Source organism: Kribbella sp. CA-293567 (genome assembly GCF_027627575.1).
In the GTDB taxonomy this organism is placed as follows: Bacteria; Actinomycetota; Actinomycetes; order Propionibacteriales; family Kribbellaceae; genus Kribbella.
On record NZ_CP114065.1, the window covers coordinates 1,295,389 to 1,314,929 of the forward strand.

The window sequence follows — 19,541 nt, forward strand, 5'->3', positions numbered from 1 at the left end:
CCTTGGCAGGGGCAGAGGTGCAGTCCAGCGCGATCGACTTCGAGCTGTGGGTGACCGAGAAGACGGACGCGCTGCTGCGGTTCGCGTACGTGCTGACCGGTGACCACACACTGGCCGAGGACGCGGTCCAGGACGCGCTGACGACCGCGTGCGCCCGCTGGGGCAGAGTCAGCCAGGCCGACGACCCAGAGGCCTACGTCAAGCGCATGGTGGTCAATGCGCACATCTCCTGGTGGCGTCGCTTCCGTCGCCGTGAAGCGCCTGCCGCCGAGCCGACCAGGACAGCTGCCGCCGCCCCTGACGGCGCCACCGGCCGGGCCGATGCGGAAGCAGTCTGGGCGCTCTGCGCGTCGCTGCCGGACAAGCAGCGCGCCGCCGTCGTACTCCGCTTCTACGAAGACCTCTCGTACGCCGAGATCGCGGTGCTGCTGCACTGCGCGGAGGCGACGGCCAGGTCGCATGTGCACCGGGCGTTGGCAGTCCTGAAGAACACGCTGAGCAAGGAAGGAGCCGAAGATGCCTGAGCCGGACGAGCAGGAGTTCGGCCCGCAGATCGCGGATGCCTTCCAGAGCAAGGCTCACACCGTCCAGGGACTCCGTGCGAGTGGCTTCGCCAAGGAGGCGCGCCGGCGGGTCCACAAGCGCCGTCAGCGTCTCGCGACGGCTGCGGCCGCAGTGGTGGTCGTCGTAGCGATCGGCGGCGTGTGGGGCGTCATTGGCGGGCCGTCGCCAGTCACCACCAGTTCCAGTGACAGCGCCGGCTCTGCCGCTGGGGGCACGGCCGAGCGAGCGCCTGTGGTGCCGAAGGCGACCAGTGCCTGCCCTCCGCAGCACCCGATCCTCAGAGCAGGTGGCCACGAGGCCGTGCCGTCCGGCACGGGCCTTGACCTGGACACTCAGGTGTACGGGCTGGAGGCCTGCCGGTACCGGTTGGCCGAAGGCGACCAGTTCCTGCTCGGCTCGGCGACCTTCAGCGCGAGCACGGCCCAGCAGGTCGTCGACGCGATCAAGGTGCTGCCGGAACGCAATCCGGCGCTGCCGGTCTTCAAGTGCACCCCGGAGACAGCCCGGCCGAAGGAGGCGATCGTCCTGCGCTTCGACACCGCGACCGGCGTCCGCGAGGTCTGGGTCGGGTACGACGGCTGCGCATCGGCTGGCTTCTTCACCGGCAACCGCACCTACGGTCTCTTCCCGGCACCGCTGAAGCTGTTCCTGAAGGACAGCGTCCGCCCTACCACCGGCCTCTACCTGAACCACCTCGAAGGCTGGTAGCTACTCCCGGCCCTGCCCTTGTCCCCGCTGCGGCAACTGCCGCACGTTGTCCGGTGCAGCGCCGTCGCCCCGAGCCTCGCGGTAGCTTCCGCTCTGCGATCCGCTGCCGAGGAACTTCCGGAGATGCTCGACCTCCGCTGACGGCTGCGCCTGGCCGACCGCCGCGTCGCGGTACCGATCCTCGAGCTCGGCGGTCGTCGTACTGAGCCCGGTGACCGCCCGCCCGGCGGCCTGGTGCCCACCGATGCTCTTGGCCACATCCGAGAGCTGGTCGCTCTGCTGAGTCGTCGCGACGTCGGCGAGGTGGGGGCGCATCGTCTGGATCAGCTGGGTCCTGACGGCTTCGCGGTCGGATTCCGGCAGTACGTCGGCCAGGCGCTGGTCGATCACCAGGTCGGCTGCCGTCGCCAGGCGCTGCGTGCGATCGGCTTGGTCGAGCTGCCCGCGCACCTGCGTCTGGGACAGGCCGGTGACCTCCGCCGTACCGCGAACCAGTTCGTCGGTCGCGGCCGTGTACGCCGGATAGGAGTCGGGCGAGTCGACTCCGAGCAACTCGGGCTGCAGCCGATCCATGCCGATGTCCTGGATCACCGCATCGACCTTGTTGTGTGCCCAGCTCTCGGTCAGCCCTTCCTCCAAGGCCAGGGTGTCCGGGGAGTAGACCGGCGTCGCACCGGCGGCTCCTTCGTCGCCGAGGGCATTGCTCAGGTGCTTGGCCTCGTGCACCACGGTCAGCACCGCATCCCGCGCGTCGATCAACTCCTCGGGGGTGAGCGGGCGGCCGGCCGTGTAGGCGCGGGCAATCGGCTTGAGGACAGTCTCGGCGTCGAGGGTCATCCCGCCGTCGTCGAGAGCGCTACCGGCCACACCCGGCCGACTCTCCTCGTTCAGTTCGCCATTCCACCGTGACGGGCGGCCGGACAGCTTCTCCACCGACCGCACGACGCTGCGCACCCAGAGGTACTCGTTGCTTGCGCGAGGGACCGGCTTGCCGATGCTCATTCGGCCGACTTCTCCAGGTGGTCGAGCAGCCGCGACAGCGGACTGTTCATCCTCCGGATCGCGCCGGCCTCCCGGTGCGGAGCCTGGGTCGCGAGCGCGCCGATCTCCGCGATGGCCCGCTCGATCAGTGGGATCCGCGCCTGGGCGGGACCCTCGCTGTCGATCGCCCGGGCGAACAGGACCTGTGCCTGGTGGAACTGCTCGCTGGTCGCCTTGGGCGGACCCGCGAGCAGGCGCGGGAGCGAGGCCGCGCGGTACCGGGCGCGCTCGCGGCCGCGCTCGTCCTCGACTTGCTCGGCCAAGGCCCGGAGCCGCTCGGTCTCGGCTGCCACCACCTCGGACGAGGCGCCTTTGAGGTCGTCCAGCAGGCGTCCGAGCTCGGCCTCGACGGCGTCGTAATCGGGCGGGTTCTCGGTCATCGTGCTCCCTGTCTGCTCGGGGAAGACGATAACCGTTCGCGGTCGGTTCGGGCGGCCGTCAGACTAGGGGGATGGGTCACGTGGAGGTTGCCGGGGTCGGGTTCGAGTTGCCGGACGGGCGGGTGTTGCTGGACGACATCACGTTCCGGGTCGGGGACGGGGCCAAGGTCGCGCTGGTCGGGGCGAACGGGTCGGGGAAGACGACGCTGACCAAGATCATCGCGGGGGATCTCAAGCCGCACAGTGGCAGCGTCGCGCGGTCCGGTGGGCTGGGGGTGATGCGGCAGTTCGTCGGGTCGGTGCGCGACGAGACGAACGTGCGTGACCTGCTGCTCGGGGTAGCGCCGGCGCCGCTGCAGGCTGCCGCCGCCAAGCTCGATCAGGCCGAGCTGGCGATGATGGAGGCCGACGACGAGAAGACCCAGTTGCGGTATGCCCAGGCGGTGTCCGACTGGGGTGAGCTCGGCGGGTACGACGCCGAGGTGCTCTGGGACGTCTGCACGATGGCCGCGCTCGGCGTGCCGTTCGACAACTGCCGCTGGCGTGAGGTCAAGACGCTGTCCGGCGGTGAGCAGAAGCGGCTGGTGCTGGAGGCCCTGCTGCGGGGTCCGGAGGAGGTGCTGGTGCTGGACGAACCGGACAACTACCTCGACGTACCGGCCAAGCGGTGGCTCGAGGAGCAGCTGTCCGCGACCCAGAAGACCGTGCTCTACATCAGCCACGACCGGGAGCTGCTGGCCAACACCGCGACCCGGATCGTCACCGTCGAACTAGGGGCCGCAGGCAACAGCATCTGGACTCACGGTGGCGGGTTCAAGACCTATCACGAGGCGCGCCGGAAGCGGTTCGAGCGGCTGGAGGAGCTGCGCCGCCGCTGGGACGAGGAGCACGCCAAACTCAAGGCGCTGGTGCTGATGTACAAGCAGAAGGCGGCCTACAACGACAGCCTCGCCTCGGCGTACAAGGCGTCCAAGACCCGGCTGGCCAAGTTCGAGGAGGCCGGCCCGCCGCAGGCGATCCCGCGCGAGCAGAAGGTCAGCATGCGGCTCACCGGCGGCCGGACCGGCAAGCGCGCCGTCGTCGCCACCGGGCTGGAGCTGACCGGGCTGATGAAGCCCTTCGACCTCGAGGTCTGGTACGGCGAACGCGTGGCGGTCCTCGGCTCGAACGGCTCGGGCAAGTCGCACTTTCTGCGGCTGCTCGCCAACGGCGGCTCCGATCCCGACGTCGAGCACCAGCCGGTGGGGGAGATCGTGATCCCGTCGGTGGCACACACCGGCAACGCCAAGCTCGGCGCCCGCGTCCGCCCGGGCTGGTTCGCGCAGACGCACGAGCACCCCGAGCTGGCCGGCCGGACGCTGCTGGAGATCCTGCACCGCGGCGACGAGCATCGCGACGGAATGGGCCGCGAGCTGGCCTCGCGCAAACTCGACCGGTACGAGCTGGCGCATGCGGCCGAGCAGTCCTTCGACTCCCTCTCGGGCGGGCAGCAGGCGCGGTTCCAGATCCTGCTGCTGGAGCTCTCCGGCGCCACGCTGCTGCTGCTCGACGAGCCCACCGACAACCTCGACGTGGAGTCGGCCGAGGCGCTGGAGGAGGGGCTGGATTCCTTCGACGGCACGGTTCTGGCGGTCACCCACGACCGCTGGTTCTCGCGCGGCTTCGACCGCTATCTGGTCTTCGGCAGCGACGGGACCGTCTACGAGTCGCCCGAACCGGTCTGGGACGAGGGCCGGGTGCAGCGAGCCCGCTGAGCACCGGCTAGTCGGTCCGGCACCAGCCCTCGCGGTAGTCGGACCAGTTCTCGGGGGTCGCGGCGAAGTCGACGTACAGGGCGAGGCCGAAGTTCTGCCGCTGTGAGTCGCCGAGGCCGAGCTGGGTTCCGCGGATCGCGGCCCGGACGGTCTCGGCGGAGCCACGGTGGGAGAAGTTGTCCTCCCAGTAGAACGGCACGCCCATCAGCAGGTCGACGTGCTCGGGGGTGACCTCCAGCGCCAGCTCGGTCTGCTGCGCGACATAGCCGCCGTACAGGGATTCCAGCGGGGTCCAGGTGTCGTAGGACATCACGGCGATCTGCTCGACCCGGCTCGCGACGGCGCCGAAGTACTCCTTCGTCCACCATTTGCTCAGCCCGCTGACGCCCATCAGCACACGGTTCATGCCGGGCGCCGGGTCGAGCTGGGCGGCCGCCACCGACAGCGGTACGCCGCGGGCGGCGGTCAGTTGGTGCACCTCGTCCAGCAGGGCGAGGAAGCCCTTGGAGCCCGACTGGACCGGCTCCACGTCGTAGTGGATGCCGTCGAACCCCTGGTCGAGAACCTGCTCGGACGAGGCCTTCACCCTGGCCCGGACGGCGGCGTCGTCGAGGTCCATGCCGGGATTCTTCTCCGGCTGGAGGACGTCACCGAGCCAGGCCTGGACGCGGACCTTCGGCATCGCCTGGTGGACGGCGTCGGTGAACCATCTGGCCCTGGGCGAAACTGTTGCCAGTGGCAACGTTCCGTCGTGCTCCAGTGGTCCGGTGTGGACGTAGAGGTCGCGGATTCCCGTGCCCTGCAGCTGTTCGGCCAGCGCCTTGACGTCGGCCGCGGACTTTCGTCCGTCGACCCAGGCGTGCCCGAGCCAGATCGCGTCCTTGCCGCGCGTGCTGGTGCCGGCCTGTGGGTCGCCCGTGTACGCGACGCGCCACGAGATCGCCAGCGCGCCGAGGGGGAGCGGGACCAGCAGCACGAACACCAGCAGCAGGCCGAGCAGGATCTTGCGCCGCCGCGACCACGTCTTCCAGCGAGGCTTCTTCACGCGGCACGACCGGAGCGCAGGCCGTCGTACACCAGGCCGAGCATGCGATCGCGGACCTCCGGTTCGAGGCCCGCCGTGGTCGCTCCCCGCGAGGCGCCGACGAGCAGCGCGTAGACCTCGGGGAAGCTGACGTCACGCCGTACGGCGCCCGCCGACTGGGCCCGGTCGAGCAGCAGCGCGAAGGCCTTGCGCAGCTCGGCACCGGCGCTCTTGGCCTCCGCTCCGACCACCGTGCCGGAGGCGCTCAGGGCCTCGGCGATCGCCAGCTTGGACGCCGACTCGGAGACGAACTGGGCGAAGAAGCCGAAGAACGCCGCGCCGGGGTCGTCGTGCCCGGCCAGCTCGGTCGCGCGGTCCCGCAGCCGTTTCAGCCGGGAGGTCAGCACCGCCTCGAGCAGTTCCACCTTGGTCGGGAAGTGCCGGAACACCGTGGCGATCCCCACCTGCGCCAGCTTGGCGACCTCGTCGGTCGAAGCGTTCGGCGACCGCCCGAAGACATCCTCGGCTGCCATCAGGATCCGCGCCCGGTTGTCCCGGGCATCCGCACGCAACGGCCTCATTCCACTCCTCGCACTGGTCGGCTCTGTCAGCGTAGGAGACGCCCGGTAACGCCCCGTGGTTCCGCATTCACCGGGAACCGGTGCCGGCAGCGGGTGCGTCGTAGCCACAGAAGCGCAGAAACGGCCCCGGTCCCTGGCAGAAGCCGGACCGGGGCCGTTCCCAACTCGACTAGCTCAGCGGTCGCCCATCGGGACGTACTGGACGCCGCGGGCGCCGGTGTAGATCTGCTTCGGGCGCGCGATCTTCTGGTCGGTGTCGGTGAGCGACTCCGACCACTGCGCCAGCCAGCCCGAGGTGCGCGGGATGGCGAACAGCACGGTGAACATCTCCGGCGGGAACTGCAGGGCCTCGTAGATCAGGCCGGAGTAGAAGTCGACGTTCGGGTAGAGCTTGCGGGAGACGAAGTACTCGTCCTCCAGCGCGATCTTCTCCAGCTCGACGGCGATCTTCAGCAGCGGGTTGATGCCGGTCACCTCGAACACGTCGTCGGCGGCCTTCTTGATGATCTTGGCGCGCGGGTCGTAGTTCTTGTAGACCCGGTGGCCGAAGCCCATCAGCCGCTCTTCGCCGTTCTTCACGCCCTCGATGAACGACGCGACGTTGTCGACCGTGCCGATCCGGCGCAGCATCTTCAGCACCGCCTCGTTGGCGCCGCCGTGCAGCGGGCCGTAGAGGGCCGCGATGCCGCCGGTGACCGCGGAGTACGGGTCGACCTGGGTGGAGCCGATCGCCCGGACCGCGTTGGTGGAGGCGTTCTGCTCGTGGTCGGCGTGCAGGATGAACAGGATCTCCAGCGCGCGCACCAGCCGGTCGTCGGCGGCGTACTTGGGCTCACTCATCTTGAACAGCATCGACAGGAAGTTGGCCGCGTAGCTCAGCTCGTTGTCGGGGTAGACGTACGGCTTGCCCTGGGCGTGCCGGTAGGCGAACGCGCCGAGCGTCGGCATCTTCGCGATCAGCCGGCGGATCTGCAGACCCCGCGACTCCTCGTCGAAGATCTCCCGCGACTCCGGGTAGAAGGTGGACAGCGCGCCCACCGAGGCGAGCAGCATGCCCATCGGGTGCGCGTCGTACCGGAAGCCCTGCATGAAGGTCTTCAGGTTCTCGTGCACGAACGTGTGATACGTCACGTCGTGCACCCAGGCCTCGTACTGCGTCTTGTCCGGCAGCGAACCGTTCACCAGCAGGTACGCGACCTCCAGGTAGTTCGACTGCTCCGCGAGCTGCTCGATCGGGTAGCCGCGGTACTCCAGGATGCCCTTGTCGCCGTCGATGAAGGTCACCGAGGAGCGGGTCGAGGCGGTGTTGACGAAGCCGGGGTCGTAGGTGGCCAGGCCACCGTCTCCGTCGGTTGCGCTGATCTGCTTGAGATCGGCGGCACGGATGGTGCCATCGGTGATGGCAAGGTCGTAGTCCTTGCCGGTCCGGTTGTCCCGGACGGTGAGCGACTGTTCGGTCACAATGCCCTCTTCGGAAGCTGGCGCATCGCCGGAGTGAGTGAGGGTAATCGTCGCCGGCGGGACGCGGATCGGACTGCAATCTTCACCGCTAAACTAGTGCGGTCTCCGGCTGCTTCCAAGCCGGGGTCCCCCACTGGCTCGGGCTCGCTTTGACCCCGAGGCGTCCGCGCCGGTATTCTGGGCTGCTGTTGTGCGTTCCTGGTCCTCGCCGGTGTGATTGCGGGCCGCTCGCCGACGTACCAGTTCTAGATTTGTCACCCTCTGAGAAACGAAGGTCAACGACCGTGCGCACGTACAGCCCGAAACCTGCTGACGTCACCCGTGAGTGGCATGTGATCGACGCCACCGACGTCGTGCTCGGTCGGCTCGCCGTCCAGATTGCCACCCTGCTGCGTGGCAAGCACAAGCCGACATTCGCTCCGCACGTCGACGGCGGTGACTTCGTCGTCGTCGTCAACGCGTCGAAGATCGCCCTGTCCGGCAACAAGCGGACCGACAAGCTGGCCTACCGCCACTCGGGTCACCCGGGTGGTCTGACGGCCACGCCGGTCGGCGAGATCCTCGAGAAGGACCCTCGCAAGGCCGTCGAAAAGGCTGTCTGGGGCATGCTCCCGAAGAACCGTCTGAGCCGCCAGCTGCTGAACAAGCTGAAGGTGTACGCCGGGCCGGAGCACCCGCACGTGGCCCAGCAGCCCAAGCCGTTCGAGATCACCCAGATCGCTCAGTAGTAGCGATCGACGAGCCAGGTAAACGAGGATTCACAGCGTGAGCGACATCACCACCGAGACCGAAGCACTCGACACCGAGGTCCCCATCGACACCGAGGGCCCGGTTGCCTACACCTCCGAGACGAACCCGAGCCCGGAGCAGCGCGCCGAGTCCGGTCGCGTCGCGGTGATCAACCCGGCCGGTGCCACCGGTCGCCGCAAGGAGGCCGTGGCTCGCGTCCGGCTCATCCCCGGCACGGGCACCATCACCGTCAACGGCAAGCCGATCGACGTCTACTTCCCGAACAAGGTTCACCAGCAGCATGTGAACGAGCCGTTCGTGGTGGCCGGCCTCGAGGGCTCCTACGACGTCATCGCCCGGATCAACGGCGGCGGCATCACCGGCCAGGCCGGTGCGCTGCAGCTCGGAATCGCCCGCTGCCTGAACGCCGCGGACGAGGAGGCGAACCGGGCCGGACTGAAGAAGGCCGGTCTGCTCACCCGCGACGCGCGGATCAAGGAGCGTAAGAAGGCCGGTCTCAAGAAGGCCCGTAAGGCTCCGCAGTACAGCAAGCGCTGATCACCTGATGTCGCGTTTGTTCGGCACGGACGGAGTCCGTGGCCTGGCGAACGTGGATCTCACCGCGGAGCTGGCGCTCGACCTCTCGGTCGCGGCAGCTCACGTACTCGGCGAGGCCGGTGCCTTCGAAGGGCACCGGCCGCGCGCCGTTGTGGGGCGGGATCCGCGAGCCAGTGGTGAGTTCCTCGAAGCAGCCGTGGTGGCCGGTCTGGCCTCCGCCGGCGTCGATGTCGTCCGGCTCGGCGTACTGCCGACCCCGGCCGTCGCCTACCTGACCGGCTCGACCGGTTCCGATCTCGGCGTGATGCTGTCGGCCAGCCACAACCCGATGCCCGACAACGGCATCAAGTTCCTGGCCCGGGGCGGGATCAAGCTCGACGACGTGATCGAGGACGCGATCGAGGCCCGGACCGGCGAGGAGTGGCAGCGCCCGACCGGCGCCAAGGTCGGTCGTGTGCTCGACGACGGGCAGGGGTTCGAGACCTACGTCTCGCACCTGGTCCGCTCGGCCCCGAACCGTTTCGACGGCGTCAAGGTGGTGATCGACTGCGCCAACGGCGCGGCATCGCTGACCGCTCCCGAAGCGCTGCGCCGGCTCGGCGCCGAGGTGATCACGTACGCCGCCGCACCGGACGGCCTGAACATCAACCTCAACTGCGGTTCGACCCACATGGAGGGTCTGCGGCGCGAGGTGATCGGGCACGGTGCCGATCTCGGGATCGCGCTCGACGGTGACGCCGACCGCTGCCTGGCCGTGGACGCGGCCGGCGAGTTCGTCGACGGCGACCAGATCCTGGCCGTGCTCGCGCTGGCGATGCGCGACTCGGGCCGGCTCTCCAACGACACCGTGGTGGCGACCGTGATGAGCAACCTGGGCTTCGTCCAGGCGATGGTCCGGGAGCGGATCGCGGTCGAGCAGACCAAGGTCGGCGACCGGTACGTCCTGGAGGCGATGAAGGCCGGCGGTCACAAGCTCGGCGGCGAACAGTCCGGCCACGTGATCCTCTCCGATCACGCGACCACCGGTGACGGCACGCTGACCGCCGTCATGCTGCTCGCCCGGATCGCTCAGACCGGCAAGGGTCTGGCCGACCTGGCCGCGGTGATGACCCGGCTGCCGCAGGTCCTGATCAACGTCCCGGACGTCGACAAGAGCCGCGCCGGCACCGACACCGACGTACAGGCCGCGGTGGCCGCCGCCACCGCTCGCCTGGGTGACACCGGCCGCGTTCTGCTGCGTCCTTCGGGGACGGAGCCGCTCGTCCGGGTCATGGTCGAGGCAGAGTCCTCCGCCACCGCCCAGGAGGTCGCTCACGACCTCGCCGGCATCGTGGAGAAGTCGCTCAAGCTCTGACGCAAGCCCTGAACCCCCGCTGACGCACCTCGTCAGCGGGGGTTCTTGCTTGCGGCGTACTGGTCCATACTCGACGTGAGATCGCTCTCATCATCTCTGCAGCACGCCCCATGCCCGTCAGAGAAGGAGATTCACCGTGAGGATCAGTCGAGCTCTACTGGCGCTTGCGACCTTGTTCGCGCTGCTGTCCCCGCTCAGCACCGCGGAGGCCGCGCCCGTCCCGAAGAAGGGCGTCAGCACCTGGTACATGAACGGTGTCACCCAGGCCCTGCAGGACTCCCGGGTCAGCTGGTACTACAACTGGGACTCCGGGCGGGCAGGGATCGCCTCGCCGGCCGGAGTCGAGTTCGTCCCGATGATCTGGGGGCCGAACCACGTCACCGACCAGCGCCTCAACGAAGCCAAGAACTCCGGTACGACGCTGCTCGGCTTCAACGAACCGGACCTGGCCGGCCAGTCGAACATGACTGTCGACCAGGCCCTCAACCTCTGGCCGCGGTTGCAGGCGACCGGGATGCGACTCGGCAGCCCTGCGGTCGCGTACGGCGGTGACCGGGCCGGTGGCTGGCTCGACCGGTTCCTGGCCGGTGCCCGGGCCCGCGGCTACCGCGTCGACTTCATCACCCTGCACTGGTACGGCTCGGACTTCAGCGACGCGGCGGTCGGTCACCTGAAGAGCTATGTCGACGCCGTCTGGAACAAGTACCGGGTGAAGATCTGGCTGACCGAGTTCAGCCTGATCGACTGGAGCACCGGCACCGCCCGCTATCCCACCCAGGCCCAGCTGGCCCGCTTCGCCACCAATTCCGGCGCGATGCTGAACGCCCACCCGGCGGTCGAGCGCTACGCCTGGTTCGCGCTGCCCACCGACCGCTCCGGCACCGGCCTCTACCACGGCGCCACCCCGAACGAGGTGGGCCGCGCCTACCGCGCGATCGGCTGACCCCGGCGACAGGGTTTGATGCGATGCAACTTCGGCTCCTCTGCTTTCCGTACTAAGGGGGACAGAGGAGAGTGGAGGGCACGATGCCGGATCGGGATCGGGACTACGTCGAGTTCGTCGAAGCGTCCAGTACGACGCTGCGGCGGACCGCCTACCTGGTCTGTGGCGACTGGCATCGCGCCGACGACGTCGTCCAGGACGCGCTGTACAAGCTGTACCTGTCCTGGTCGAAGGTGGATCGCAGCGGGAACCCGCTCGCGTACGCCCGCCGCGTCGTCGTCAACGCGGCCCTGGACATCGGTCGGCGCCCCTGGCGCCGGGAAGTGCCGACCGACCGGCTGCTCGAGCGACCCCGGACCGACGACCCCGCCGGTGCGCAGGCCGACCGCGACGAGGTCCTCTCGGCCCTGGCCGGGCTGGGCCCGAGACAGCGGGCCTGCGTCGTACTCCGGTACTACGAGGATCTCTCGATCGAGCAGACCGCCGAGATCCTGGACTGCTCGCCGGGCACGGTGAAGAGCCAGACCGCTCGCGGACTCGAGACTCTCCGGCACGCCATCAACCGGACCCGCGCGGTCGGGCCGGTCTCGTGAAGGGGACGGACATGCAGGACGACCAGGAGATCGGCGCCGAACTCCACCGCTTGGCGGCGGCCGACCCACTGACCACGATCGACGCGGCCGGCCTGCTGGAGCGTGGCCGGCGGGGCCGTCGCCGGCGCCGAGTGCTCTCCGTCACCGGGGTGACAGCGGGCGTGGCCGCGATCGCGCTCGGCGCCGGGCTGTTGCCGGGCGCCGGTCTCGGGGCGACCGGCCGCAAGCCGGAGGTCGCGTCGTCCACCAGCGCCGAAGCGTTGTTCACCCCGCTGCCCGGTGTGCCGCGGGGTGAGGGCGCCTTGGGGAAGGTGACCGAGAAGGAGGCCCTCCGCCGCTGCGCCATTCGGTACGGCGTGCAACGGCTGGCGAAGTTCCATCCCGAGGTTTATCGCTCGACCATGACGATCTCGGGGGTGTTCAGCGGCCCGCCCGGTGCGAGGAAGATGACTCCTGGCTGCCTGGTCCCGGGAGACTCACGGCCGTCGGCGGCGGCGATCGCGAAGGTGAAGGCCGACCCGCTGCCGCGCTCCACCGACGGCCAGCTGCTGGCCTGCTCGGTCCAGCTGTGGCACGACCTGACGAAGTGGCGTGTAGTCGCCACCGCTTCGATCGACAGCACCGCGGTGAAACTGCTGATCGTCTCGCCGTCCGGCCGGAGTGCCGCCGACTGTGAGCTTTCAACGTCCCGAAGCAGAGTTTTCGGCAGCGGATCGTCAGCGAAGATCTTCACCACCGAGCACCCGAACGCGAACTCGCTGGGAAACATCGTCTCGTTCGGCAGCGGCACCAGATGCCCGTCCGCGCCGTGCGCCGGCTGGGTCGCCGTCAACGCCGGCCGGATCGATCCCAAGATGACCCGGGTGCTGATCACGGCCGTCAACGGCCGGACCCACGAGCTCACCATCACCAACGGCTGGTTCAGCATCCTCTGGGCGAACGGCGACCTCCAGGCCCGGATGGACGCGCGGGTGACCGGCTTCGACGCGGCCGGGAACATCGTCAAGACCGTCAAGGTCCGCCGCTGAAACAGTGTGCTAGCTGCTAGGACGCTGTTTCAAGCGGTAGTTTCCCCTTGACCCGACCTCCGTACGTGGGTAACTTTCGCGTGCGGGGGCACGGTTGTAATTCAATTACCTTGAGGGGTCGGTCATGTCCGCCTTGCGCCGTTTTGCCGTAGCCAGCCTTGGTCTGGCGACCATCGCCACACTGACGCCGGGGGTCGCCGTCAGCGCGGCGCCGCCCGAGCCGCAGCCGGCCGGCTTCACCAACCTGCAGCAGGCCACCAAGGCGCTGCAGCAGATGACGCTCGAAGACAAGATCGGGCAGCTGTTCGTGCTGTTCGCCTACGGGCCGGACGCCACCAAGCCGGACGCCCGCAACACCGCCCTGTACGGCGTCGCGACACCCGCCGAGGTGATCGCGAAGTACAAGCCGGGTGGCTGGATCTACTTCAACGCACGGGACAACGTGCAGAACCCGACCCAGCTGGCGACGTACTCCAACCAGTTGCAGCAGGCGGCCCTCAAGACGGGCCTGCGGCTGCCGCTGACGATCGCCACCGACCAGGAGCAGGGCGTCGTGGTCCGGGTCGGGCCGCCCGCCACCCAGTTCGGCGGCAACATGGCGCACGGCGCCGCCCGTGACACCAAGGACGCCCGGACCGCGGCGGGTATCACCGGACGCGAGCTGAAGGCGATGGGCATCCGGCAGGACTACGCCCCGGTCGCCGACGTCAACGTCAACGCCCTCAACCCGGTGATCGGCGTGCGCTCGTTCTCCAGCGATCCGAAGCTGGTCTCGGACCTGACGGTCGCGCAGACCAAGGGCTACCAGCAGGACGCCGGCATCACCGCGACGGCGAAGCACTTCCCGGGCCACGGTGACACCGCGACCGACAGCCACACCGGCCTGCCGGTGATCAACCACACCCTGCAGGAGTGGAACACGATCGACGCGCCGCCGTTCAAGGCCGCGATCAAGGCCGGGATCGACTCGATCATGACCGCCCACATCGTGGTCCCGTCGCTCGACCCGTCCGGTGACCCGGCCACGCTGAGCAAGCCGATCCTGACCGGCGTCCTGCGCAACCAGCTCGGCTTCAAGGGCCTGATCATCACCGACGCGCTGGAGATGGCCGCGGTCCGGGCGAAGTACGGCGACGCCGAGGTGGCGGTCCGCGCGATCGAGGCCGGGGCCGACCAGCTGCTCCTGCCGCCGGCGCCGGACGCGCAGTTCAAGGCGGTCGTCGACGCGGTGAAGTCGGGCCGGATCAGCGAGCGCCAGATCAACGAGAGCGTGCTGCGGGTGCTGGTGATGAAGCTCAAGAACGGCGGGCTGTTCCAGCCCTTCGTCGACCCGGCCAAGGTCGTCCGGACAGTCGGTACGCCGGGCCACCTGGCGACCGCGCAGCAGATCGTCGACAAGAGCATCACGCTGGTCAAGAACAGCACCAACACGCTGCCGCTCAGCAACCAGGCCCGCAACGTCCTCGTCACCGGCTGGGGCGTCGCCACCACCCAGTCGCTGGCCACCAGCCTGACCAAGCGGGGGGCGACCACGACGGTCGCGCAGACCGGCGCGGCACCGACCGATGCGGCGATCGCCGACGCGGTCGCGAAGGCGCAGGCCAACGACGTCACCGTCGTGCTGACCCAGAAGGCCTGGGACACCACCGTCACCGACAAGCTGGCCAAGCAGCAGAAGCTGGTCAAGGACCTGCTGGCCACCGGCAAGACCGTGATCGTGGTCGCCGTCCGCGACCCGTACGACATCGCGTACTTCGACCAGGCACCGACCTACGTGGCGACCTACGGCTACCAGGCGGTCTCGATGGAGTCGCTGGCCAAGGTCCTGTACGGCGAGATCGCGCCGGCCGGCAAGCTCCCGGTCGACATCCCGGTCGCGGGCGCCCCCGCCACGCCGCTCTACAAGTTCGGCCACGGGCTGTCCTGGTGAGCCGTCCGACTCGGCGTACCGTCCTGGGTCTCGCCGCAGCGGCTGTTGCCGGTGCGGCGGGGCTCCGGCCGGAGTTCGCGGCGGCCTCGAACCCGGGCCGCGCGCACGGGTGGGCCACCGCCACGATGGCGCGGATGACGCTGGAGGAGAAGGTCGGCCAGCTGTTCGTCACCTACGCGTACGGCGCCACGGCAACCACCGCGGACCAGCGCAACGTCACCGCGTACGGCGTAGCGACGCCGGCCGAGGTGGTCGCGAAGTACAAGCTCGGTGGCGTCATCTACTTCGCCTGGACCGACTCGGTGGCCAACCCGCCGCAGATCGCGGCACTGTCCAACGGGCTGCAGCAGACCTCGCTCGGCGTCGGCGGCAAGGTCTCGGTGCCACTGCTGATCAGTACCGACCAGGAGCACGGCGTCGTGTTCAGGGTCGGTCCGCCGGCCACTCAGTTCGCGGGCGCGATGGCACTCGGCGCCGGCCGTAGTACGGCGGACGCCCGGGAGGCCGGGGGAATCGCCGGCGCGGAGCTCCGCGCCGTCGGGGTGAACCAGGACTACGCGCCGGTCGCCGACGTGAACATGAACGCGCTGAACCCGGTGATCGGGGTGCGGTCCTTCTCGTCCGATCCGGACCTGGTCGCCCGCCTGACGGCCGCTCAGGTCAAGGGATACCAGGCCGACGGCGGCATCGCCTCCTGCGCCAAGCACTTCCCCGGCCACGGCGACACCGCGACCGACAGCCACACCGGCATTCCGACCATCGACCACACCCGGGAGGAGTGGGAGCGGCTCGACGCACCGCCGTTCCGGGCCGCGATCGCCGCCGGGATCGACTCGATCATGACCGCGCACATCGTGGTTCCGTCGCTCGATCCGTCCGGTGACCCGGCCACGCTGAGCAAGCCGATCATGACCGGCATCCTGCGCGAGGAGCTCGGGTACGACGGGGTCGTGGTGACCGACTCGCTCGGCATGGCGGGCGTCCGGCAGAAGTACGGCGACGCCGAGGTGCCCGTGCTCGCCCTCGAGGCGGGGGTCGACCAACTCCTGATGCCGCCGCTGATGGACGTTGCTTACAACGCTGTACTGGACGCGGTCCGGTCCGGCCGGATCACCCGGAAGCGACTCGACCGGAGCGTGTACCGCGTACTGCGGCTGAAGCATCTCAACGGCCTGGTGGACCAGCCGATGGTCGACGTCGAGGCGGTGCGGTCAGTAGTCGGTACGCCGGAGCACTACGCCGCCGCGCAGCGCATCTCGGACCGCTCGACAACGCTGGTGAAGAACGCGGCCGGCCTGCTCCCGTTGAGCAAGGCGGCTCGCACGGTTCTGGTGACGGGGTACGGCGTCGCCGGCACCCAGACCCTGGCGAACCGGCTGACCGCACGGGGAGCGACGACGACGGTCCGGCAGACCGGAGCAACACCGACCGACGCCGCCATCACCGCCGCGGTGGCGGCGGCCCGGACGCACGACCTCACCATCGTCTTGACCATGAAGGCCTGGGACACCCTCGTCACCGACAAGCAGGCCAAGCAGCAGCAACTGGTGAGGCAACTGCTCGCGACCGGCAAGCCGGTGGTCGTGGTCGCCGTCCGAGACCCGTACGACATCGCCTACTTCCCGGCGGCGCCGACCTACCTGGCGACGTACTCGTACGCCGACGTCTCGATGGAGTCGCTGGCCAAGGTCCTGTACGGCGAGATCGCGCCGGCCGGCAAGTTGCCGGTCGGCATCCCGGTCGCGGGTGACCCGTCGGCCACCCTTTATCCCTTCGGCCACGGACTGACCTGGTGAGGAAGCTCGCGCTCCTCACCGCGGCGTCGGTTCCGGCCTACCCTGCCCTTGGATCGGAGATCCACTCATGACCGTTGGACGTCGTAGTTTCCTGGCCGGCGCGGGCGCCGTCGGCGCCGCACCACTGCTCGCGGGTACCACGGCCCAGGCCGCGGCCGACCCGGCGAAGAAGAGGAAGGTGAAGACCGGCGCCCAGGTGCTGGCGGACTCCGGCTGGAAGGCGCTGGCCGGCCAGAAGGTCGGGGTGTTCAGCAATCCGACCGGCATCCTCGACGACCTGAGCCACATCGTCGACACCATGCACGCGTCCGGCAAGGTCAACGTGGTCGCGGTGTTCGGGCCCGAGCACGGGTTCCGCGGCAGCGCGCAGGCCGGCGGTTCCGAGAACGACCACGTCGACCCGCGGACCGGGATCATGGTCTACGACGCGTACGGCGCCAACGCGGCCAAGCTCGCGACGCTGTACCAGAAGTCCGGCGTGGAGACCGTCGTGTTCGACATCCAGGACGTCGGCGCGCGGTTCTACACCTACATCTGGTCGATGTACGAGGCGATGGTGGCCGCTGCCACCACGGGCAAGAAGTTCGTCGTACTGGACCGGCCGAACCCGGTCGGCGGGTCCGCCCGCGGCCCGATGCTCAAGCCTGGCTACACCTCGGGCGTGGGCAAGGAGGAGATCGTCCAGCAGCACGGCATGACGGTCGGCGAGCTGGCCCGGCTCTTCAACGCCGAGTACCTCGCTCTCGACACCGGTGGCCCCGTCGTCCAGGACCTGAAGGTGATCCAGGTGGAGGGCTGGAAGCGGGACCAGCTGTTCGCCGAGACCGGGCTGCCCTGGGTGATGCCGAGCCCGAACATGCCGACGCCGGACACCGCCCTGCTCTACCCGGGCACGTGCCTGTTCGAGGCGACCAACTTCTCCGAGGGCCGCGGCACCACCCGGCCGTTCGAGCTGATCGGCGCGCCGTACATCGACTACCGCTGGGCCGAGGCGCTGCGGACCAAGAACGTTCCTGGAATCGAGTTCCGCGAGGCGTACTTCACGCCGTTCATCAGCAAGAACGCCAACGTGCTCTGCGGCGGCGTCCAGCTGCACATCACCGACCCGCACCGGGTCGATCCGATCCTGGCGGCGACCCACATGATGATCGAGGCCAAGCGGCTCTACCCGCAGTTCGCCTGGCGGGCCGAGAACCCACCCGGCCGATGGATCGACCTGCTGACCGGATCGGACCGGTTCCGCACGATGTTCGCCGCCGGCGCGCCGGCCGAGGAGATCGTCGCCGCCTGGCAGCCGGAGACCCGGGCCTGGAACCGCCGCCGGGCGCAGTACCTGCTCTACAAGGGGGCGCACCGATGAGGCGCGCGGTCGCGGTCGGTGCGGTCGCTACCCTGATCCTCACCATGGCTACCCCTGCAGTTGCTGAGAGCAACAAATTCTCCGGGCGCTTCGACCGTCCGTACGACGGCTACGCGCCGAAGTCGACGATGCTGCGGGCCTCGACCCCGGCCAAGGCGGGTCTCGATCCCGCGCCGATCGACGCCGCGCTCGCCCAGGTCGAGGGCTGGACCCGGCCGGCCGGCACCACCAAACCCCTGTACGCCGGTGCCGTCACGCTGCTCGGCCACGACGGCAAGGTGGTCACCCGCGAGGCGACCGGCCTCGCCCTCAAGTACTCCGACGGCAGCGGTACCGAACTGCCCGCCGAGCAGCAGCTCCCGATGCGCACCGACACGATCTTCGACATGGCGTCGGTCTCGAAGCTGTTCACCTCGATCGTGGTGCTGCAGCAGGTGGAGAAGGGCCGGGTCGGCCTGGACACCCCGATCGCCACCTACGTGCCGGAGTTCGCGGCGAACGGCAAGGAGACGATCACGGTTCGGCAGGCGCTGACCCACACCACCGGGCTGCCCTCGTGGTTGCCGCTGTGGAGCGGTCAGCCGGACCCCGCCTCGCGGATGCAGATGGCGCTGACGGCCAAGCCGACCAGCGCGCCCGGTACGAAGTACCTCTACAGCGACCTGAACCTCATCTCGCTGGGTGAGGTCGCCGCCCGGGTGTCGGGCAAGTCGCTCGACAAGCTCGTCGCGGACGGCATCACCAAGCCGCTGCAGATGCGCGACACCGGCTACAACCCGGACGAGAAGAAGAAGCCGCGGATCGCCGCAACGGAGTACCAGACGGCCCCGGCGCGCGGGATGGTCTGGGGCTCGGTGCACGACGAGAACGCCTGGTCGCTCGGCGGCGTCGCCGGGCACGCGGGGGTCTTCTCGACCGCGGACGACATGGCCGTGCTGGCGCAGGCGTTCCTCAACGGTGGCAGCTACCGCGGTGCGCGGATCCTCAAGACGGACTCGGTCACCGCGATGATCACCAACTTCAACCAGGGCTTCCCGGGCAACGACCACGGGCTGGGCTTCGAGCTCAACCAGCGTTGGTATATGGGCGGCCTGTCCAGTCCTCGTGCCGCGGGCCACACGGGGTACACGGGGACGTCGGTGGTGATCGACTTCGACTCACGCTCGTTCGCGATCCTGCTCACCAACCGGGTGCACCCCAGCCGCAACTGGGGCAGCAACAACCCTGCCCGCAGGGCCGTAGCGCAGGGGTTGGCATTGTCGCTGGGCGTCGGACCGCGGCATGGCAAGGATGCCTGGTTCTCCGGCACGACCGATGCGAGTACGGCCACGCTCGCGGCCAAGGTCGCGGTACCGGCAGCCGGCGCGAAGGTTTCGTTCGATCTGTTCGTCGACACCGAGGACACGGATCTGCTGTACCTGGAGGCTTCTCCGGACGGAACGACCTGGACCAAGGTGCCTTTCACCGTTCGCGATCGGGGCACCGTGGTCGACACCGACGGCACCATCAGCGGGTCCGGTGATCGGCGCTGGCACCAGGCGACCGCGGATCTCGGGGCCGGCGACCAGACGTTGCGCTGGCGCTACACCACGGACGCGCTCTACCAGGGCCGGGGCGTCTTCGTGGACGGCGTGAAGATCTCCTCGGGGCACAAGGTGCTTCTCGACGGAGAACGCTCGCCGGAGTCATTTGCCGCATCCGGTTGGAGACTTTCGCGTCGATGACCCCGCTCGGTGC

The 19,541-nt window shown here is 69.1% G+C and carries 18 protein-coding genes; 13 read left to right on the top strand and 5 right to left on the bottom strand.

Annotated features, from left to right (window positions below):
• Nucleotides 1–2: 2 nt before the first annotated feature.
• Complete coding sequence (locus tag OX958_RS06295) at nucleotides 3–524, top strand: SigE family RNA polymerase sigma factor (RefSeq protein ID WP_270136206.1); 522 nt, start codon at nucleotides 3–5, stop codon at nucleotides 522–524.
• Nucleotides 517–1,272, top strand: a complete 756-nt coding sequence (locus tag OX958_RS06300) for a hypothetical protein (RefSeq protein WP_270136207.1) — start codon at nucleotides 517–519, stop codon at nucleotides 1,270–1,272. The genes OX958_RS06295 and OX958_RS06300 overlap by 8 nt, the downstream gene beginning before the upstream one ends.
• Here the strand turns inward: OX958_RS06300 and OX958_RS06305 are convergent, their stop codons facing one another.
• Together OX958_RS06305 and OX958_RS06310 are read right to left on the bottom strand one after the other, a co-directional pair.
• Nucleotides 1,273–2,274, bottom strand: a complete 1,002-nt coding sequence (locus OX958_RS06305) for a hypothetical protein (RefSeq protein WP_270136208.1) — start codon at nucleotides 2,272–2,274, stop codon at nucleotides 1,273–1,275.
• Complete coding sequence (locus tag OX958_RS06310) at nucleotides 2,271–2,693, bottom strand: hypothetical protein (protein ID WP_270136209.1); 423 nt, start codon at nucleotides 2,691–2,693, stop codon at nucleotides 2,271–2,273. Before OX958_RS06310 ends, OX958_RS06305 begins: the two co-directional genes overlap by 4 nt.
• Before the next feature lie 71 nt (nucleotides 2,694–2,764).
• Between OX958_RS06310 and OX958_RS06315 the strand changes: the two genes are divergently transcribed.
• Complete coding sequence (locus OX958_RS06315; RefSeq protein ID WP_270136210.1) at nucleotides 2,765–4,447, top strand: ABC-F family ATP-binding cassette domain-containing protein; 1,683 nt, start codon at nucleotides 2,765–2,767, stop codon at nucleotides 4,445–4,447.
• 7 nt (nucleotides 4,448–4,454) lie between these two features.
• Here the strand turns inward: OX958_RS06315 and OX958_RS06320 are convergent, their stop codons facing one another.
• From OX958_RS06320 to OX958_RS06330, 3 genes are all read right to left on the bottom strand, one after another.
• Nucleotides 4,455–5,492 (bottom strand): hypothetical protein, encoded by a 1,038-nt coding sequence (locus OX958_RS06320; RefSeq protein WP_270136211.1) that lies wholly within the window; start codon nucleotides 5,490–5,492, stop codon nucleotides 4,455–4,457.
• Nucleotides 5,489–6,052, bottom strand: a complete 564-nt coding sequence (locus tag OX958_RS06325) for a TetR/AcrR family transcriptional regulator (RefSeq protein WP_270136212.1) — start codon at nucleotides 6,050–6,052, stop codon at nucleotides 5,489–5,491. Before OX958_RS06325 ends, OX958_RS06320 begins: the two co-directional genes overlap by 4 nt.
• Before the next feature lie 174 nt (nucleotides 6,053–6,226).
• Nucleotides 6,227–7,513, bottom strand: a complete 1,287-nt coding sequence (locus OX958_RS06330; RefSeq protein ID WP_270136213.1) for a citrate synthase — start codon at nucleotides 7,511–7,513, stop codon at nucleotides 6,227–6,229.
• A 284-nt stretch (nucleotides 7,514–7,797) separates the two neighbouring features.
• On the opposite strand from OX958_RS06330, the gene rplM reads away from it, so the two are divergent.
• The 10 genes from rplM to OX958_RS06380 all read left to right on the top strand — a co-directional run bounded on the left by rplM (nucleotide 7,798) and on the right by OX958_RS06380 (nucleotide 19,528).
• The gene (rplM, locus tag OX958_RS06335; protein ID WP_270136214.1) at nucleotides 7,798–8,241 is read left to right on the top strand and encodes a 50S ribosomal protein L13; all 444 of its coding nucleotides are present in this window, start codon (nucleotides 7,798–7,800) and stop codon (nucleotides 8,239–8,241) included.
• A 37-nt stretch (nucleotides 8,242–8,278) separates the two neighbouring features.
• Nucleotides 8,279–8,800 (top strand): 30S ribosomal protein S9, encoded by a 522-nt coding sequence (rpsI, locus tag OX958_RS06340; RefSeq protein WP_164598785.1) that lies wholly within the window; start codon nucleotides 8,279–8,281, stop codon nucleotides 8,798–8,800.
• A gap of 7 nt (nucleotides 8,801–8,807) precedes the next feature.
• Nucleotides 8,808–10,154 (top strand): phosphoglucosamine mutase, encoded by a 1,347-nt coding sequence (glmM, locus tag OX958_RS06345; RefSeq protein ID WP_270136215.1) that lies wholly within the window; start codon nucleotides 8,808–8,810, stop codon nucleotides 10,152–10,154.
• Between the two features lie 136 nt (nucleotides 10,155–10,290).
• The gene (locus OX958_RS06350) at nucleotides 10,291–11,097 is read left to right on the top strand and encodes a glycoside hydrolase family protein (RefSeq protein WP_270136216.1); all 807 of its coding nucleotides are present in this window, start codon (nucleotides 10,291–10,293) and stop codon (nucleotides 11,095–11,097) included.
• Nucleotides 11,098–11,180: 83 nt separating this feature from the next.
• Nucleotides 11,181–11,690 carry a SigE family RNA polymerase sigma factor gene (locus OX958_RS06355; RefSeq protein ID WP_270136217.1) on the top strand — a complete coding sequence of 170 codons (510 nt, stop codon included), beginning with the start codon at nucleotides 11,181–11,183 and terminating at the stop codon, nucleotides 11,688–11,690.
• Between the two features lie 11 nt (nucleotides 11,691–11,701).
• Entirely contained in the window at nucleotides 11,702–12,718 is a 1,017-nt protein-coding gene (locus OX958_RS06360; protein WP_270136218.1) for a hypothetical protein, read from the top strand.
• A 124-nt stretch (nucleotides 12,719–12,842) separates the two neighbouring features.
• Nucleotides 12,843–14,648 carry a glycoside hydrolase family 3 protein gene (locus OX958_RS06365; RefSeq protein WP_270136219.1) on the top strand — a complete coding sequence of 602 codons (1,806 nt, stop codon included), beginning with the start codon at nucleotides 12,843–12,845 and terminating at the stop codon, nucleotides 14,646–14,648.
• A complete protein-coding gene (locus OX958_RS06370) occupies nucleotides 14,645–16,444 on the top strand; it encodes a glycoside hydrolase family 3 protein (protein WP_270136220.1) in 1,800 nt (599 codons plus the stop codon). The genes OX958_RS06365 and OX958_RS06370 overlap by 4 nt, the downstream gene beginning before the upstream one ends.
• Before the next feature lie 67 nt (nucleotides 16,445–16,511).
• Nucleotides 16,512–17,804 carry an exo-beta-N-acetylmuramidase NamZ family protein gene (locus OX958_RS06375; protein ID WP_270136221.1) on the top strand — a complete coding sequence of 431 codons (1,293 nt, stop codon included), beginning with the start codon at nucleotides 16,512–16,514 and terminating at the stop codon, nucleotides 17,802–17,804.
• A 44-nt stretch (nucleotides 17,805–17,848) separates the two neighbouring features.
• Complete coding sequence (locus OX958_RS06380; RefSeq protein ID WP_270136222.1) at nucleotides 17,849–19,528, top strand: serine hydrolase domain-containing protein; 1,680 nt, start codon at nucleotides 17,849–17,851, stop codon at nucleotides 19,526–19,528.
• The last annotated feature ends 13 nt before the right edge of the window (nucleotides 19,529–19,541 follow it).

Bases quoted from the DNA above. Each gene is read 5' to 3' on its own strand.
- OX958_RS06365 (WP_270136219.1), top strand. From the start codon at position 12,843: ATGTCCGCCTTGCGCCGTTTTGCCGTAGCCAGCCTTGGTCTGGCGACC.
- OX958_RS06315 (WP_270136210.1), top strand. From the start codon at position 2,765: ATGGGTCACGTGGAGGTTGCCGGGGTCGGGTTCGAGTTGCCGGACGGG.
- OX958_RS06380 (WP_270136222.1), top strand. From the start codon at position 17,849: ATGGCTACCCCTGCAGTTGCTGAGAGCAACAAATTCTCCGGGCGCTTC.
- OX958_RS06305 (WP_270136208.1), bottom strand. From the start codon at position 2,274: ATGAGCATCGGCAAGCCGGTCCCTCGCGCAAGCAACGAGTACCTCTGG.
- OX958_RS06310 (WP_270136209.1), bottom strand. From the start codon at position 2,693: ATGACCGAGAACCCGCCCGATTACGACGCCGTCGAGGCCGAGCTCGGA.
- OX958_RS06355 (WP_270136217.1), top strand. From the start codon at position 11,181: ATGCCGGATCGGGATCGGGACTACGTCGAGTTCGTCGAAGCGTCCAGT.
- OX958_RS06325 (WP_270136212.1), bottom strand. From the start codon at position 6,052: ATGAGGCCGTTGCGTGCGGATGCCCGGGACAACCGGGCGCGGATCCTG.
- OX958_RS06360 (WP_270136218.1), top strand. From the start codon at position 11,702: ATGCAGGACGACCAGGAGATCGGCGCCGAACTCCACCGCTTGGCGGCG.
- glmM (WP_270136215.1), top strand. From the start codon at position 8,808: ATGTCGCGTTTGTTCGGCACGGACGGAGTCCGTGGCCTGGCGAACGTG.
- OX958_RS06300 (WP_270136207.1), top strand. From the start codon at position 517: ATGCCTGAGCCGGACGAGCAGGAGTTCGGCCCGCAGATCGCGGATGCC.
- OX958_RS06375 (WP_270136221.1), top strand. From the start codon at position 16,512: ATGACCGTTGGACGTCGTAGTTTCCTGGCCGGCGCGGGCGCCGTCGGC.